Raw genomic sequence first — 17,342 nt, 5'->3', positions numbered from 1 at the left:
AGGGCAATCGGTGCCTACTATTCAGTGCTATCCGGGACGGGAATGACGTGGCCGCGAATCTGCGCAGACTTGCCGCGGAACATGGCGACCACCTCACCGCTTTGATTGGAAATGTGTACGTCGTACACGCCGTGCCGGCCGGACAGGACCTGTTCGGTTGCCTCGGCGGTCAATACGTCGCCGCCGTGCGCCGGGTGCAGGAATTCGACGCTGCAGCCTGCCGCCACCGTGTTGTGGTTGTGGCTGTTGCAGGCAAACGCAAAGGCCGAGTCGGCCAGCGTGAAGATCAGCCCGCCATGACATGTGCGGTGTCCGTTGAGGAATTCAGGCCGCACGGTCATGGTCAGGCGCGCATAGCCGGGGCCGACCGCCTCAATGCGCATGCCGAGCCAGCGGGTGCAGGCATCGGCGTCATACATGCTCTTGCTGGTCGCTTCGGCCAGTGCCTGTGCATCCTGGAGGGCGGTCTCGGTCACACGGATTCCTTTATTCACCAGTGAAGTGGGCGGGGCGCTTGTGGAGGAAGGCGTTCACACCCTCGGCATAGTCGTGAGAGTTGCCGAGTTCGCGCTGCAGGTCGCGCTCCAGATCAAGCTGAGCGTCGAGCGACTGCGTGGGCGCGGCATGCATGGCGCGCTTGATGGCGGCCAGCGCCCGCGTCGGCTGCTTGGACAGGTGGTCGGCCATGGCCGACACCTCGGTCATCAGAATTTTGGCATCGTGATAGACACCCCAGATCAGCCCCCAGGACAGCGCGGTCTTGGCGTCGAGCTTCTCGCCCAGCATCGCCAACCCCATCGCCCGTGCCACGCCGATGCGCTGGGGCAGGAACCACGTATCGCCTGAATCCGGCAACAGTCCGATCTTCACAAATGCCTGCAGGAAGCAGGCACTTTCCGCCGCCATCACGATGTCGCACGCCAGCGCCAGGTTGGCGCCCGCACCGGCCGCCACACCGTTCACCGCAGCAATGACGGGCAACGGCAGCGCCCGCAGCCGGCGCACCAACGGGTTGAACTGCTCGTCGATGAGTGCGCCCAGGTCCGTCATCTGCCCAGGCGTGAAATTGAGCTCGGAGAGATCCTGCCCCGCACAGAAACCACGCCCGGCACCGGTCAGGATCAGCGCCCGCGCGTGCTGGCGCTCCACCTTATCTAGCGCCTCGCGCAGTTCAAGGTGCATGCCGGCCGTGAAGCTGTTGAGCTGGTCGGGCCGGTTCAACGTGATGGTTGCCACGCGATCGTGCCAGTCGAGCAGAATGGTCGGGCTCGTCATCTTGTCTCCTCCTCAGTCATCGGTTGATTGATTAACCGACCGGTTGGTCGGCTAATATTACATCCATTCCAACTGGAGCTTCCATGTCCTACGAAAACATTCTGGTCGAAACGCGCGGTCGTGTTGGTCTTGTTACGTTGAACCGTCCGAAGGCGCTCAATGCGCTGAACGATGCGCTCATGGATGAATTGGGCGCTGCGCTGCTCGCCTTCGATGCCGACGCCAGCATTGGCGCCATCGTCATCACCGGCAGCGAGAAGGCGTTTGCCGCGGGCGCAGACATCGCCGCCATGGCCGACTACGACTTCGCTACCGTCTATAAGAACGAATACATCACCCGCAACTGGGAAACCATCCGCCGCATCCGCAAACCGGTGATCGCCGCGGTGGCCGGCTACGCCCTGGGTGGCGGCTGCGAATTGGCCATGATGTGCGACATCATCCTCGCCGCGGATACCGCCAAGTTCGGCCAGCCCGAAATCAAGCTCGGCACCATGCCTGGCGCAGGTGGTACGCAGCGCCTGCCGCGCGCCGTCTCCAAGGCCAAAGCCATGGACCTCTGCCTGACCGCCCGCATGATGGGTGCCGAAGAGGCCGAGCGCGCGGGCTTGGTCTCACGCGTCATCCCCGCCGACAAGCTGCTCGACGAAGCCATCCAGGCCGCAGAAACCATCGCCAGCTTCTCGCTGCCGACGGTCATGATGATCAAGGAGTCGATCAACGCCGCCTACGAGACGTCGCTCACCGAAGGCGTGCATCTGGAGCGGCGCCTGTTCCACGCCACTTTTGCCACGGAAGACCAGAAAGAAGGCATGCGCGCCTTCCTGGAGAAGCGGGCGCCGGCGTTCAAGCACCAGTAAGAGCGCGCTGGCCGAGTGATCTAGGGAATACCCGAGTAATCATCTCGGGTATCCTTTGGGTCATTTTGCAGCTGCTTTTGACCGGCAATCGTAGGCGCAGACTGGGCTGGCGGTGATTCTTTATCGGGTCGTCATCAACCCGTCACGACAAAGGTGTTGCCAACCTCCCGGAACCCGCCTATAGTTCGCCCCTCGCTGCACGACACAGCGCCGAAACGAAGGTTGAGGCGGTGGTGTTGGGGCGGTGGAGAAGTAGTGGTGGTGCGGGTTTCCGGCCGATTGGTAGTAGTGATCGGGTGGTGTCGCGGTAGTAAGTTAGCAGCGCGTTGAACGATAAAAATTCTTCAGCAAGTTGTTGACAGCGACGAAAAAGCTCTGCATAATCTCGTTTCTCTGCTGCAGCAAACGCAGCGACGCGGTGAACAAAGTTGATCGCGCAGTTCTTTAACAAGCAAACAGCCGATAAGTGTGGGCGCTTAATACTGGATGCGGCGAATGTAAATTCGCTAGCTTACAAGTAATGAAGTGCTCGCACAGAAGTAAGGTTTGAACGAAAGTTCAAGTCAGATTCTGAGAGTGAGCGACCGCTCGTAAAGAGCGAAAACAGCAGATTGAACTGAAGAGTTTGATCCTGGCTCAGATTGAACGCTGGCGGCATGCCTTACACATGCAAGTCGAACGGCAGCATGATCTAGCTTGCTAGATTGATGGCGAGTGGCGAACGGGTGAGTAATACATCGGAACGTGCCCTGTAGTGGGGGATAACTAGTCGAAAGATTAGCTAATACCGCATACGACCTGAGGGTGAAAGTGGGGGACCGCAAGGCCTCATGCTATAGGAGCGGCCGATGTCTGATTAGCTAGTTGGTGGGGTAAAGGCCCACCAAGGCGACGATCAGTAGCTGGTCTGAGAGGACGATCAGCCACACTGGGACTGAGACACGGCCCAGACTCCTACGGGAGGCAGCAGTGGGGAATTTTGGACAATGGGGGCAACCCTGATCCAGCAATGCCGCGTGTGTGAAGAAGGCCTTCGGGTTGTAAAGCACTTTTGTCCGGAAAGAAATCGCACTTACTAATATTAGGTGTGGATGACGGTACCGGAAGAATAAGGACCGGCTAACTACGTGCCAGCAGCCGCGGTAATACGTAGGGTCCAAGCGTTAATCGGAATTACTGGGCGTAAAGCGTGCGCAGGCGGTTGTGCAAGACCGATGTGAAATCCCCGGGCTTAACCTGGGAATTGCATTGGTGACTGCACGGCTAGAGTGTGTCAGAGGGGGTAGAATTCCACGTGTAGCAGTGAAATGCGTAGAGATGTGGAGGAATACCGATGGCGAAGGCAGCCCCTGGGATAACACTGACGCTCATGCACGAAAGCGTGGGGAGCAAACAGGATTAGATACCCTGGTAGTCCACGCCCTAAACGATGTCAACTAGTTGTTGGGGATTCATTTCCTTAGTAACGTAGCTAACGCGTGAAGTTGACCGCCTGGGGAGTACGGTCGCAAGATTAAAACTCAAAGGAATTGACGGGGACCCGCACAAGCGGTGGATGATGTGGATTAATTCGATGCAACGCGAAAAACCTTACCTACCCTTGACATGCCACTAACGAAGCAGAGATGCATTAGGTGCTCGAAAGAGAAAGTGGACACAGGTGCTGCATGGCTGTCGTCAGCTCGTGTCGTGAGATGTTGGGTTAAGTCCCGCAACGAGCGCAACCCTTGTCTCTAGTTGCTACGAAAGGGCACTCTAGAGAGACTGCCGGTGACAAACCGGAGGAAGGTGGGGATGACGTCAAGTCCTCATGGCCCTTATGGGTAGGGCTTCACACGTCATACAATGGTGCATACAGAGGGTTGCCAAGCCGCGAGGTGGAGCTAATCCCAGAAAATGCATCGTAGTCCGGATCGTAGTCTGCAACTCGACTACGTGAAGCTGGAATCGCTAGTAATCGCGGATCAGCATGCCGCGGTGAATACGTTCCCGGGTCTTGTACACACCGCCCGTCACACCATGGGAGTGGGTTTTGCCAGAAGTAGTTAGCCTAACCGTAAGGAGGGCGATTACCACGGCAGGGTTCATGACTGGGGTGAAGTCGTAACAAGGTAGCCGTATCGGAAGGTGCGGCTGGATCACCTCCTTTAAGAGCGTGCATCCGACGTTAGGCGTCCACACTTATCGGTTTGTTTGATGTTACAGCCAAGGGTCTGTAGCTCAGGTGGTTAGAGCACCGTCTTGATAAGGCGGGGGTCGTAGGTTCAAGTCCTACCAGACCCACCAAGTTACGGACGGTGGAAGAAGTTCTCTGCCGTGACTGGGGGATTAGCTCAGCTGGGAGAGCACCTGCTTTGCAAGCAGGGGGTCGTCGGTTCGATCCCGTCATCCTCCACCAATACCTTTTGGTTGCCAAATGCAAGCATCGACGATGCGTCGATGGTGTTTGCATTTGGCCTAGCCAAGACGAGCGTAAAAGTTCGGCTGTTCTTTAACAATATGGAATGTAGTAAAGGTGTCGCGGAGCATTGATGAGATGCTCGGTAGTAACGCGACACTGGGTTGTGATTGTATCAACCAGTATTACCAGAGCAATCGAAAGATTGTCTTGGAATACGGCACAACGCGAGAACTCAGCCTGTAACGAGACATACTCGTTATAGGGTCAAGCGAATAAGTGCATGTGGTGGATGCCTTGGCGATTACAGGCGATGAAGGACGTAGTAGCCTGCGAAAAGCTGCGGGGAGCTGGCAAACAAGCTTTGATCCGCAGATGTCCGAATGGGGAAACCCGGCCCGTATGGGTCATCCCTTGCTGAATACATAGGCAAGGGAAGCGAACGCAGCGAACTGAAACATCTAAGTAGCTGTAGGAACAGAAATCAACCGAGATTCCCAAAGTAGTGGCGAGCGAAATGGGATCAGCCTTGTACTCTTTAGCAGTATTGCTAGCAGAACGGAATGGAAAGTCCGGCCATAGCGGGTGATAGCCCCGTATGCGAAAGCAGTATTGTGGAACTAGGTGTACGACAAGTAGGGCGGGACACGTGAAATCCTGTCTGAAGATGGGGGGACCATCCTCCAAGGCTAAATACTCGTAATCGACCGATAGTGAACCAGTACCGTGAGGGAAAGGCGAAAAGAACCCCGGGAGGGGAGTGAAATAGATCCTGAAACCGCATGCATACAAACAGTCGGAGCCTGGAAACGGGTGACGGCGTACCTTTTGTATAATGGGTCAGCGACTTACATTCAGTGGCAAGCTTAACCGATTAGGGAAGGCGTAGCGAAAGCGAGTCCGAATAGGGCGTTCAGTCGCTGGGTGTAGACCCGAAACCAAGTGATCTATCCATGGCCAGGTTGAAGGTGCGGTAACACGTACTGGAGGACCGAACCCACTAACGTTGAAAAGTTAGGGGATGAGCTGTGGATAGGGGTGAAAGGCTAAACAAACTTGGAAATAGCTGGTTCTCTCCGAAAACTATTTAGGTAGTGCCTCGTGTCTCACCTTCGGGGGTAGAGCACTGTCATGGTTGGGGGGTCTATTGCTGATTACCCCGCCATAGCAAACTCCGAATACCGAAGAGTGCAATCACGGGAGACAGACATCGGGTGCTAACGTCCGGTGTCAAGAGGGAAACAACCCAGACCGCCAGCTAAGGTCCCTAAATATTGCTAAGTGGGAAACGAAGTGGGAAGGCTAAAACAGTCAGGAGGTTGGCTTAGAAGCAGCCACCCTTTAAAGAAAGCGTAATAGCTCACTGATCGAGTCGTCCTGCGCGGAAGATGTAACGGGGCTAAGCAATATACCGAAGCTGCGGATGCACGTAAGTGCATGGTAGGAGAGCGTTCTGTAAGCCTGTGAAGGTGTCTTGTAAAGGATGCTGGAGGTATCAGAAGTGCGAATGCTGACATGAGTAGCGATAAAGGGGGTGAAAGGCCCCCTCGCCGTAAGCCCAAGGTTTCCTACGCAACGTTCATCGGCGTAGGGTGAGTCGGCCCCTAAGGCGAGGCAGAGATGCGTAGCTGATGGGAAGCAGGTTAATATTCCTGCACCGTCGTATGATGCGATGGGGGGACGGATCGCGGAAGGTTGTCCGGGTGTTGGATGTCCCGGTCCCTGCATTGGAGATGGCACTTAGGCAAATCCGGGTGCGTGATTCAAGGGTGTGGGGCGAGCGACTTTAGGTCGCGAAGCAATTGGAAGTGGTTCCAAGAAAAGCCTCTAAGCTTCAGTCATACGAGACCGTACCGCAAACCGACACAGGTGGGCGAGATGAGTATTCTAAGGCGCTTGAGAGAACTCGGGAGAAGGAACTCGGCAAATTGGTACCGTAACTTCGGGATAAGGTACGCCCTTGTAGTTTGACTGGCTCGCGCCAGAAGGACGAAGGGGTTGCAATAAAATGGTGGCTGCGACTGTTTAATAAAAACACAGCACTCTGCAAACACGAAAGTGGACGTATAGGGTGTGACGCCTGCCCGGTGCCGGAAGATTAAATGATGGGGTGCAAGCTCTTGATTGAAGTCCCGGTAAACGGCGGCCGTAACTATAACGGTCCTAAGGTAGCGAAATTCCTTGTCGGGTAAGTTCCGACCTGCACGAATGGCGTAACGATGGCCACACTGTCTCCTCCCGAGACTCAGCGAAGTTGAAGTGTTTGTGATGATGCAATCTCCCCGCGGCTAGACGGAAAGACCCCATGAACCTTTACTGTAGCTTTGCATTGGACTTTGAACCGATCTGTGTAGGATAGGTGGGAGGCTTTGAAACCGGGACGCTAGTTTCGGTGGAGCCGACCTTGAAATACCACCCTGGTTTGTTTGAGGTTCTAACCTTGGCCCGTGAATCCGGGTCGGGGACAGTGCATGGTAGGCAGTTTGACTGGGGCGGTCTCCTCCCAAAGTGTAACGGAGGAGTTCGAAGGTACGCTTGGTACGGTCGGACATCGTACCTAAAGTGCAATGGCAAAAGCGTGCTTAACTGCGAGACCGACAAGTCGAGCAGGTGCGAAAGCAGGACATAGTGATCCGGTGGTTCTGTATGGAAGGGCCATCGCTCAACGGATAAAAGGTACTCTGGGGATAACAGGCTGATACCGCCCAAGAGTTCATATCGACGGCGGTGTTTGGCACCTCGATGTCGGCTCATCTCATCCTGGGGCTGTAGCCGGTCCCAAGGGTATGGCTGTTCGCCATTTAAAGAGGTACGTGAGCTGGGTTTAAAACGTCGTGAGACAGTTTGGTCCCTATCTGCCGTGGGCGTTGGAATCTTGACGGGGGCTGCTCCTAGTACGAGAGGACCGGAGTGGACGTACCGCTGGTGTACCTGTTGTCTCGCCAGAGGCATCGCAGGGTAGCTATGTACGGAAGAGATAACCGCTGAAAGCATCTAAGCGGGAAACTTGCCTGAAGATGAGGATTCCCTGGAGACTTGATCTCCCTGAAGGGTCGTTCGAGACCAGGACGTTGATAGGCTGGGTGTGGAAGCGCAGTAATGCGTTCAGCTAACCAGTACTAATTGCCCGTGCGGCTTGATCCTATAACCGGTATGTTTCCGGCTGGGTCTGCCTTGTGCCTGATACAAAATACACAACCTGAACTACATTCCCATATTGGCGGCGTTGACCATCGAGTCAGCGACGCGACAAGTCATAGCCTGGTGACCATAGCGAGTCGGTACCACCCCTTCCCATCCCGAACAGGACCGTGAAACGACTCCGCGCCGATGATAGTGCGGATTCCCGTGTGAAAGTAGGTCATCGCCAGGCTCTCCATAAAAACACCCCAGCCCTCATCCGGCTGGGGTGTTTGCTTTTACGCCTCCCAAACGCAGCACCACAGCCCTCCCCCCGTGCTCCAACCCAAAGAAAAGCCACCCAACGGGTGGCTTCTTGCGTTCTGAGGCTCCAAACAGCCTCAGCCCCGCGCCAGGAACCGCTCCACCAGCCTCACCCAGTACGTCGCGCCCAACGGCAGCAGCTCGTCGTTAAAGTCGTAGCTCGGATTGTGCAGCATGCACGGTCCTAGGCCGTGGCCTTGCTCGCGGTGGTCGCCGTCACCGTTGCCAATGAAGGCGAAGCAGCCTGGCTTCTCGAGCAGCATGAAAGAAAAGTCCTCAGCGCCCATGGTCGGGTCGATGTTGGCGTCCACGTTATCTGCGCCAACCAACTCACGCATGACTTGCGCTGCGAATTGCGTTTCCGATTCGCTGTTGACCGTGGGCGGGTAGTTGCGATGGAAGGCGAAATCGACCGTGCAGTCGTAAGCTGAGGCGATGCCCTTGGAGACTTCCTCCATGCGGCGCTCGATCAGATCGAGGACATCTGTGGAGAACGTGCGTACCGTGCCGCCGATCCAGGCCTCATTCGGAATGATGTTGGTGGCGTCGCCGGCGTGGAACTGGGTGACGGACAGGACGGCCGTGTCGATCGGACGCTTGTTGCGGGTGATGATGCCCTGCAGCGCCGAAACGACTTGTGCGCCAACGAACACTGGGTCATTGCCGTTGTGCGGCAATGCGGCGTGCGCACCCTTGCCCTTGATCGTGATGCGGAATTCGTTGCTCGATGCCATCAGCGCACCGACGCGCGTGCCGAATGCTCCGACCGGTACGCCAGGCCAGTTGTGCAGGCCAAACACGGCGTCGCACGGGAAGCGCTCGAACAGGCCGTCTTTGATCATTTCGCGTGCGCCGCCACCGCCTTCTTCGGCGGGCTGGAAGATCAGATGCACCGTGCCGCTGAAGTTGCGGTGCTTGGCAAGGTAGTGTGCCGCGCCGAGCAGCATGGCCGTGTGGCCGTCGTGACCGCACGCGTGCATTTTGCCTTCGTGCCTGGAGCGATGCTCGAACTGGTTGACCTCGGCTAGCGGCAGGGCATCCATATCGGCGCGCAGGCCGATGCGCTTGCCCTCGCCATTGCGAATGACGCCCACCAACCCGGTCTTGCCCAGCCCACGATGGACTTCGATGCCCCATTCGGTCAGTTTGGCGGCGACCAGGTCGGAGGTACGCCGCTCTTCGAAACAGAGTTCGGGGTGCGCGTGGATGTCGCGTCGCAGCGCCTGGATCTCGGGCTGCGCGGCTTGGATTTCTGGAATCAGCTTCATGGGATGCTCGTGCTTAGGCTGAAAGTTCGTAGTTACGACCGATGATACGCCGAAGGGCCGTTTTCGGCCCGCTGCAAGGCCGCATCGGCTGGATGCTCCCGGCCGCTGCCTTCGTTCCTTGCATGGAACGCTTCCTGCTTTTCCCATCCGCCCGCATGCTCGCGACTGCATCTTTTGACGTCCATTCCGGCGATTGCGGTACGGGTATGCACCAGTTTGCGGCACGCATGCGGGCGTCGTTATAGTCGGCGCGAGCGTTCTTCAGAAGCGCCGCCGCGCCGTCAGCGAAATCGATCCATCGATTCCTTCTTGGGGAGTAGAGCCGTGACCATGATTCGGACCTTGCGGCGCGTGGCCGCTGCGATGTGCGTGGCGGGATGTGTGATGGCGGGTGCCAGCCCGCAGGCGCGGGCTGCTGATCTGAAGATCGGCATGAGCTCGCCGCCGACGTCGATGGACCCGCACTTCTACAACCTGTTCTCCAACATCAACGTGTCGGAGCACATGTTCGAGTGCCTGGTGAAGATGGACGCCGACAGCCACATCATTCCTGGCCTGGCCGCGTCGTGGAAGATGGTCAACAACCTGACCTGGGAATTCAAGCTGCGCCCCGGCGTGAAGTTTCACGACGGCAGCGAGCTGACCGCCGAAGATGTGGCGTGGTCGCTCGATCGCCCGGCCACGATTCTCAACAGCCCCGGCAAGTTCGACACGTACACCAAGGCGATCCTCAACAAGAAGATCATCGACAAGTACACGATCCAACTGACGACGTCGCAGCCGTATCCGCTGATGCTGTCGGATCTGACGTCGGTGTTCATCGTGCAGAAGAAGGCGACGCAGGGGCTGTCGAGCGATGACTTTGCACAGGGCAAGGGCATGATCGGCACGGGCCCGTTCAAGTTCGTCAGTTATGCGCGCGACGATCGGGTCGAGCTGGCGCGCAACGATCAGTACTGGGGCCCGAAGCCCGCGTGGGAGCACGTGACGCTGCGCTTCATCCCGAACGGGGCAACGCGCATTGCAGCGTTACTGTCGGGAGATGTGCAAGCCATTGAGAACGTGCCGACACCAGATCTTGCGCGCGTGCGTGGCGATGCATCGCTGAACTTCTTCTCGAAGATCTCGCACCGCGTCATCTATCTGTACACCGACGACAAGCGCGACCCGACGCCCGAGGTGACGAGCAAGGACGGCAAGCCGCTCGATAAGAACCCGCTGAAGGATCCACGCGTGCGCCGCGCGATGAGCATGGCCATCAACCGCCAGGGCATCAAGGACCGCATCATGGAAGGCCTGTCGGAGCCCACCAACAACCTCGTGCCGCCGTCGCTGTTCGGTCACAACCCGAACCTGAAGACGCTCAAGTACGACCCGGACGGCGCAAAGAAGCTGCTGGCCGAGGCGGGCTACCCCGATGGCTTCGGTGTCACGCTGCACACGCCCAACAACCGCTACGTGAACGACGAGAAGATCGCGCAGACCATCGCGCAAAACCTCACACGCGTGGGCATCGCGACGCGCGTGGAAGCGGCGCCGATGGCGACCCACGCGGCCAAGGGCGGCCATCACGAATATTCATTCGGCTTGGTGGGATGGGGTGCGCAGACGGGCGAAGTCAGCTCGCCGCTGCGGGCACTGGTGGCGTGCGAGGATTCCAAGACCGGCTTCGGCACGGTCAACTGGGGCCAGTACTGCAATCCGAAGATGGACGCCGTGCTGACAAAAGCGCTCTATACGATGGACGATGGTGAGCGCTCCAAGCTGCTGCAGGAAGCGACGGCCATCGTGGTGGATGACGGTGGCATCATCCCGGTTCACTTCCAGGTGACGACGTGGGCGACGCGCAAGGGCATCAGCTACACGCCGCGCACGGATGAGCGCACGTACGCGCACGGCTTCAAGCCGCAATAACCCTCTCTCCACTGAAGCGAGCCTCAGATGCTGGTGTTCCTGATCCGAAGGTTGCTGGAATCCGTGGCGGTGCTGTTGGTGATGTCGATTCTGGTGTTTCTGGGCGTGTACGCCATTGGCAACCCGGTTGACATCCTCATCAACCCGCAGGCTGACCAGCAGGACATTGCGCGCACGATTGCCGCGCTGGGGCTCGACAAGCCGCTGTGGGAGCAATACCTGTACTTCCTGAAAGGCGCACTGCAGGGCAACCTGGGGGTGTCGTTCGCGCACGGCACGCCTGCGCTCAAACTGATCTTCGAGCGCATGCCGGCGACGCTTGAGTTGGCCATCTTCGCGATCCTGCTCTCGATCGTGCTGGGCATTCCGCTCGGCTTGTGGGCGGGGCTGCGGCCGAACGGCGTGGCCAACCGCACCATCATGACGATCTCGATTCTCGGCTTTTCGCTGCCGACGTTCTGGGTCGGGCTGATGCTCATCATGGTGTTTGCGGTGCAGCTCGGCTGGCTGCCGTCCAACGGGCGCGGCGAGACGCGCCTGCTGCTGGGCGTGCCGGTGAGCTTCCTGACGCTCGACGGCATCCGCCACCTGATCCTGCCGGGCGTGACGCTCTCGCTGCTGAATATCGCGATGGTGATCCGCCTCACGCGCGCGGGTACACAGGAGGCGATGCTGCAGGACTACGTGAAGTTCGCGCGTGCGAAGGGCCTGTCGAACACGCGCATCGTCGGTGTGCACGTGCTCAAGAACATCCTGATCCCGATCGTGACGGTCGTGGGGCTGCAGTTCGGCTCCGTCATCGCGTTCTCGATCGTGACCGAGTCGATCTATGCGTGGCCGGGCATGGGCAAGCTCATCATTGATTCGATCCAACTGCTTGATCGCCCGGTGATCGTCGCCTACCTGCTGGTGATCGTGACGCTGTTCATCCTCATCAACCTGGTGGTCGATCTCGTCTATGGCGTGCTCGACCCGCGCGTGCGCTTGTCTGAAAGCCGGGGCTGACATGACGACTTCTGCTACTCCCGCCACCAAACCGGCCGCCGAAGAAACGCCGCTGCGCCGCTTCGTGCGTCAGTTCTGCGCCAGCCGCATCGCCGTGATCGGCGTGATCGTGCTGGCCATCATCATCCTGCTAGCGATCTTTGCGTCGTGGATCGCGCCGCAGAACCCGTATGACCTTGCCAAGCTGGACGTGCTCGATTCGCGGCTCGCGCCCGGAGAGAAGGCCTCCGATGGCATGACCTTCCTGCTCGGCTCGGATGACCAGGGCCGCGATATTCTTTCCGCCATCCTCTACGGCCTGCGTATCAGCGTGGGCGTGGGTGTGGTGAGCACGGTGTTCGCACTGGTGCTGGGTACGACGCTCGGGCTGATCGCCGGTTTTGCGGGCGGTCGCATTGAATCGCTCATCATGCGCGTGGCCGATCTGCAGCTCTCGTTTCCACCGATCTTGCTGGCGCTGATTCTGCTCGCGCTGCTCAAGCCGGGCATCACCAATATCGTGATCGCGCTGGTGGCGGTGCAGTGGGCGTACTACGCGCGCACCACGCGTAGCGCCGCGCTGGTCGAGCGCCGACGCGAGTACATCGAGGCCGCGCAGGTGCTGGGCCTGCCGCCGTCGCGCATCATGTTCCGCCACCTGCTGCCGAACTGTCTGCCGCCGTTGATCGTGATTGCCGCGCTGCAGGTGGCCTCGGCGATCACGCTGGAGGCGACGCTGTCATTCCTGGGGCTTGGCGTGCCGATTACGGAGCCCTCGCTGGGTCTGCTGATCGCCAACGGTTTCCAATACATGCTGTCGGGCAAATACTGGATCAGTTTCTTCCCCGGGCTGGCGCTGCTCGTGACCATCGTGTCGATGAACCTGGTGTCCGACCAGCTCCGCGACGTGCTCAACCCGCGCCTGCAGACCCTATGACGACTGCCAACAGCAAACCGACGCTTGTCGTCGAGGGCCTGCAAACGCAGTTCACCACGCGCGGTGGCATCGCGCGGGCGGTGGACGATGTGTCCTTTACCGTCGGCCGCGGCGAGATCATGGGCCTGGTCGGTGAATCGGGCTCAGGCAAGTCGATGACGGGCTACTCCATCATGGGCCTGATCGACGAGCCAGGCCGCGTGGTCGGCGGGCGCATCGAGCTGACCGGCCGCGACGGCGTCACGCATGACTTACGTGCACTGTCTGCCCGGCAGATGCGCGACATGCGCGGCAACCGCATCGCCATGATCTTTCAGGACCCGATGATGACGCTGAACCCGGTCCTGCGGATCGACACGCAGATGATCGAGGCGGTACAGGCACATCAGCGCGTGAGCAAAACGCAGGCGCGCGACATGGCGCGCACGGCGCTGGCGAGGGTCGGTATCCCGTCGCCGGATGAACGGCTGACGGCGTATCCGCACCAGTTCTCGGGCGGCATGCGGCAGCGGGTGGCGATTGCCATTGCGTTGCTCAACAAGCCCGATCTCATCATCGCCGACGAGCCGACCACGGCGCTGGACGTGACCATCCAGGGCCAGATCCTGGCCGAGGTGCAAGCGTTGTGCCGCGAGAGCGGGACCGCGCTGATCTGGATCACGCACGATCTGTCGGTGGTGGCCGGCCTGGCGGACAGCGTGTGCGTCATGTATGCCGGCCGCATCGTCGAGCAGGGCAGCGTGCAGCAGGTGCTGGAGGCGCCGCGCCATCCGTACACGTTCGGCTTGATTGCCTCGGCGCCGTCGCGCAATCCACGTGGTGCGCCGCTGCGGCAGATTCCGGGCATGACGCCATCGCTGCTGGCGTTGCCCAGCGGCTGTGCCTTCCGAGAGCGCTGCGCGTTTGCCACCGAGGTCTGCAAGCAGGCGCCGACGCTTGAGGCGCTCGACGACGGTCGCGCACTGCGTTGCTTCCATCCCGTCACCGATCAACCAACCCCAGGCCCCGAGGAGACTGCCGCATGACCGCGATGCATCCCGAGCAAGATGCCATGGCTGTCACCGGGGCCACCGGGTCAACGTCCAGCGAATTGGCGGTGCCGATCCTGTCGTTGCAGGGCATGTCCAAGCGCTTCGTGAAGGGGTTGGATATCTCCTCGCGCATCGCCAACTGGTTCGGCGCGGGCCTGACGGAAGAGGTGGTACACGCGGTGGACCATGTCGACCTGGATATCGCTGCGGGCGAGGTGGTCGGGCTGGTGGGGGAGTCGGGTTGTGGAAAATCCACGCTCGGCCGACTGGCGGTTGGTCTGCACAAGCCAACCGCCGGCACGCGCCTGTGGAAGGGTGTCGATCTCGACCGCCTGCCGTCCGAGCGCCGCCGTGAAAAGCAACTCGCCATCCAGATGATCTTTCAGGACCCGTACGCGTCGCTCAACCCGCGCATGCGCGTGCAGGACATCGTGGGCGAGGCGCCGGTCGTGCATGGCATGGTTGAAGCAACCGCGCAGCGCGATTACGTGGCTGACATGCTCACGCGCGTCGGCCTGGACCCAAGCCTCATGCGGCGCTTTCCGCATCAGTTCTCGGGCGGACAGCGGGCGCGCATCGGCATTGCGCGGGCGTTGGCGGTCAAGCCGGAATTTCTCGTTTGCGATGAATCGGTGGCCGCACTGGACGTGTCGATCCAGGCGCAGGTGCTGAACCTGTTCATCCGCCTGCGCGAGCAACTGAACCTCACGTACCTGTTCATCAGCCATGACCTGGGCGTGGTCAAGCACGTGAGTGACCGCGTGGTCATCATGTATCTCGGCCGGGTGGTGGAGTCCGCGCCCACCGAAGCGATTTTCGCGTCGCCCAATCATCCGTACACGCAGGCGCTGCTGGCCGAAGCGCCTAAACTGGAGGTTCGCAAGAAGACCTACGTGGCGATCTCGGGCGAGATTCCCTCGCCGCTGCATCCGCCCACCGGCTGCCATTTCCACCCGCGCTGCCCGCATGCCATGCCGCGCTGCAAGACCGAGCAACCGGTGCTCAAGGAGATTGCACCACTGCGGTTTTCAGCCTGCCATCTGAACGATCAAGCCTGAACGATCCAGCCCAAATCGCGCGCTCACCACCATGTCCATCGCCATCCAGCAGCCGTCCGATGAGGTTCTGCAACTGATCCGTACGCTGGTGGCGTTTGACACCGTCAGCCGCAACTCCAACCTCGGCCTGATCGAATGGGTGCGCGACCGCCTGCGCGCCCAAGGTGCCGAGTGCCGCCTGACGTACGACGCGACCGGCGGCAAGGCCAACCTGTTCGCCACGCTCTCACCGGGGCGCAAACCGGGGCTGGTGCTCTCCGGCCATACCGACGTCGTCCCTGTGGACGGCCAGCCGTGGGAGACCAACCCCTTCGACGCGCAACTGCGCGATGGCCGTCTGTACGGGCGCGGCACTGCCGACATGAAGAGCTTCATTGCCGTTGCGCTTGCGCATGTGCCGGACTTCATGGCGGCGGAGGGTGATGCCAGCTTCCATCTCTCGCTCTCGTATGATGAAGAGATCGGCTGCGTGGGCGTGCGCGGCCTGCTGCGCGACCTGGAGGCCAACGGCATCAGGCCTGCCGGCTGCATCGTCGGCGAACCCACCTCGATGCGCGCCATCGTCGCGCACAAGGGCAAGCGCGAATATCGCTGCTGCGTGCGCGGCAAGGAAGCGCACTCGGCGCTGACGCCACAGGGCGTGAATGCCATCGAATTTGCTGCGCTGCTGATCGCGCATCTGCGCACCATTGCCGCGCGACTGGAAGCGGAGGAGGCACGCGACGGTGCCTTTGTCGTCCCGCATACCACGCTCAATACCGGCACGATCAAGGGCGGTATCGCTACCAATGTGGTGCCGCGCGATTGCGAATTCACCTTCGACTTCCGCTATCTGCCCGGCACCGATCCGGACCAGCTCTTTAGCGAAGTCGAGCGCTACGCCCACGACACGCTGCTGCCGCAGATGCGCCGCATCGCCAGTGACGCCGACATCAGCTTCGCCATCAAAGCCAACACGCCCGGCCTATCGATCGCGCCTTCGCATGAACTGGTGACGCTGGCGCAAGCACTGGCCGACAGCCGTGGTGCTGTGCCCGGCAAGGTCGACTACGGCACCGAGGCGGGCCTGTTCTCACGCGCCGGCATCCCAACGGTGGTGTGCGGCCCCGGCAATATCGAACAGGCGCACAAGCCCAACGAGTACATCGAACTGACGCAGATCGCGCAGTGCGAGGCGTTCATGCGGCGGCTGGCGCAAAGGCAGCCGCAGTTGCAGTTGGCTTGAGGGGGATGGTTTTTCTTGCTTGTGGTCCATCCCTGTTTCGTACCCTGCCGGGCACGACTCACTTTTCTTTGTCTTGCCAAAGAAAGTAAGCAGAAGAATGGCGCGCCCGAGATGGCGACTTCCCCTTGGATTTTTGTAACCGGGCGGAGACGGGGAAAACTCGCTTCGCTCAGACAGTTCCCCGTCTTCTTCCCGCCCGCTTACAAAAATCCAAGGCGCCATCAAGGGCAGGAACGTCAACGGCCAAACCGTTGGTGTGCATGCCCCTTCAGGCTCTTGTTTGTTGCTGTGTGCTGCTTCGCTTCGCTCGCGATCCTCGACTGCTTTTGCAGGCTTAGCTTCGCGTCTTGCCGCGTACCCACTACTGCGTTTGTGCTCCGATGGTGTGGCCGTACCTTGCCCTAGATGGCGCCTTGAATTTCTGTTGCAGGGAGGAAAAAGGAAGGGAAACTGTTTGAGCGAAGCGAGTTTTTCCCTTCCCCTCCCTGCGACAGAAATTCAAGGAGTCTTTCGCCATCTCGGGCGCGCCTTTCTTTGCTTACTTTCTTTGGCAAGACAAAGAAAGTGAGTCGGCCCCGGCAGGGGACGAAACGGAGGTGGACCACCAACACCAAACCGTGAGGCCCAACCAACCTACGGTGAGTCTTCGAGACCCGATCACGCCTCTCCAAGAGCCACCCATCGAGTCTCCGAGAGCCAATCGCAAGTCTTTCAGACCCAAGCACGGCACTCCGAGAGCCAACTATCGGGTCTCCGAGAGCCAACCGCGAGTCTTTGAGACCCAAGCACGCCTCTCCGAGAGTCACCCATCGGGTCTCCAAGAGTCGACGGCGAGTCTTGGAGACTCAGGCGCGACTCCCCGAAAGCCGAACCTGAGTCTGCGAGCACCAAGTGCGCGTCTCACACCGTGGCGTTCGGGACGCAGCGCCTCACGCACGCACAAAAAAA

General features: G+C 59.7%; 10 protein-coding genes, 2 tRNA genes and 3 rRNA genes. 12 read left to right on the top strand and 3 right to left on the bottom strand.

Annotated elements, in window-relative coordinates:
* Positions 1–17: 17 nt before the first annotated feature.
* Together paaI and paaG are read right to left on the bottom strand one after the other, a co-directional pair.
* Positions 18–482: a hydroxyphenylacetyl-CoA thioesterase PaaI gene (gene paaI, locus V6657_RS14600; protein ID WP_248694788.1), complete on the bottom strand. Its 465-nt coding sequence runs from the start codon at positions 480–482 to the stop codon at positions 18–20.
* Positions 483–486: 4 nt separating this feature from the next.
* On the bottom strand, positions 487–1,275 hold the full coding sequence (gene paaG / locus V6657_RS14595; RefSeq protein WP_048935397.1) for a 2-(1,2-epoxy-1,2-dihydrophenyl)acetyl-CoA isomerase PaaG: 789 nt from the start codon (positions 1,273–1,275) through the stop codon (positions 487–489).
* A gap of 83 nt (positions 1,276–1,358) precedes the next feature.
* On the opposite strand from paaG, the gene V6657_RS14590 reads away from it, so the two are divergent.
* The 6 genes from V6657_RS14590 (at position 1,359) to rrf (ending at position 7,906) form a co-directional block, all read left to right on the top strand.
* Positions 1,359–2,135: an enoyl-CoA hydratase gene (locus V6657_RS14590; RefSeq protein ID WP_048935398.1), complete on the top strand. Its 777-nt coding sequence runs from the start codon at positions 1,359–1,361 to the stop codon at positions 2,133–2,135.
* A 613-nt stretch (positions 2,136–2,748) separates the two neighbouring features.
* Positions 2,749–4,284: ribosomal RNA gene (locus V6657_RS14585) — 16S ribosomal RNA — on the top strand.
* A gap of 60 nt (positions 4,285–4,344) precedes the next feature.
* Positions 4,345–4,421: transfer RNA gene (locus tag V6657_RS14580), tRNA-Ile, on the top strand.
* Between the two features lie 36 nt (positions 4,422–4,457).
* Positions 4,458–4,533: transfer RNA gene (locus tag V6657_RS14575), tRNA-Ala, on the top strand.
* A gap of 265 nt (positions 4,534–4,798) precedes the next feature.
* Positions 4,799–7,677: ribosomal RNA gene (locus V6657_RS14570) — 23S ribosomal RNA — on the top strand.
* Between the two features lie 116 nt (positions 7,678–7,793).
* Positions 7,794–7,906: ribosomal RNA gene (gene rrf, locus V6657_RS14565) — 5S ribosomal RNA — on the top strand.
* The 16S, 23S and 5S rRNA genes sit together here with 2 tRNA genes alongside, the layout of an rRNA operon.
* Positions 7,907–8,054: 148 nt before the next feature.
* Here rrf and V6657_RS14560 read toward each other — a convergent pair.
* On the bottom strand, positions 8,055–9,245 hold the full coding sequence (locus V6657_RS14560; protein WP_048933164.1) for a M20 aminoacylase family protein: 1,191 nt from the start codon (positions 9,243–9,245) through the stop codon (positions 8,055–8,057).
* Between the two features lie 384 nt (positions 9,246–9,629).
* On the opposite strand from V6657_RS14560, the gene V6657_RS14555 reads away from it, so the two are divergent.
* The 6 genes from V6657_RS14555 to argE are packed head-to-tail and all read left to right on the top strand — an operon-like array spanning position 9,630 to position 16,394.
* On the top strand, positions 9,630–11,159 hold the full coding sequence (locus V6657_RS14555; protein WP_082170148.1) for an ABC transporter substrate-binding protein: 1,530 nt from the start codon (positions 9,630–9,632) through the stop codon (positions 11,157–11,159).
* Between the two features lie 27 nt (positions 11,160–11,186).
* Positions 11,187–12,164: an ABC transporter permease gene (locus V6657_RS14550; protein ID WP_048933163.1), complete on the top strand. Its 978-nt coding sequence runs from the start codon at positions 11,187–11,189 to the stop codon at positions 12,162–12,164.
* Position 12,165: 1 nt separating this feature from the next.
* Positions 12,166–13,080, top strand: coding sequence for an ABC transporter permease (locus V6657_RS14545; protein ID WP_048933162.1), 915 nt, complete (start codon positions 12,166–12,168; stop codon positions 13,078–13,080).
* Complete coding sequence (locus tag V6657_RS14540) at positions 13,077–14,105, top strand: ABC transporter ATP-binding protein (RefSeq protein WP_048933161.1); 1,029 nt, start codon at positions 13,077–13,079, stop codon at positions 14,103–14,105. Before V6657_RS14545 ends, V6657_RS14540 begins: the two co-directional genes overlap by 4 nt.
* Positions 14,102–15,169 carry an ABC transporter ATP-binding protein gene (locus V6657_RS14535; protein ID WP_048933160.1) on the top strand — a complete coding sequence of 356 codons (1,068 nt, stop codon included), beginning with the start codon at positions 14,102–14,104 and terminating at the stop codon, positions 15,167–15,169. The genes V6657_RS14540 and V6657_RS14535 overlap by 4 nt, the downstream gene beginning before the upstream one ends.
* A 31-nt stretch (positions 15,170–15,200) precedes the next feature.
* Positions 15,201–16,394 carry an acetylornithine deacetylase gene (argE, locus tag V6657_RS14530; protein WP_048933159.1) on the top strand — a complete coding sequence of 398 codons (1,194 nt, stop codon included), beginning with the start codon at positions 15,201–15,203 and terminating at the stop codon, positions 16,392–16,394.
* Positions 16,395–17,342: the final 948 nt, after the last annotated feature.

It is taken from the genome of Ralstonia sp. RRA, from assembly GCF_037023145.1.
Lineage (GTDB): Bacteria > Pseudomonadota > Gammaproteobacteria > Burkholderiales > Burkholderiaceae > Ralstonia.
The sequence above is the reverse complement of the archived record's forward strand: the minus strand, read 5'-3'. Positions and strand labels throughout refer to the sequence as shown.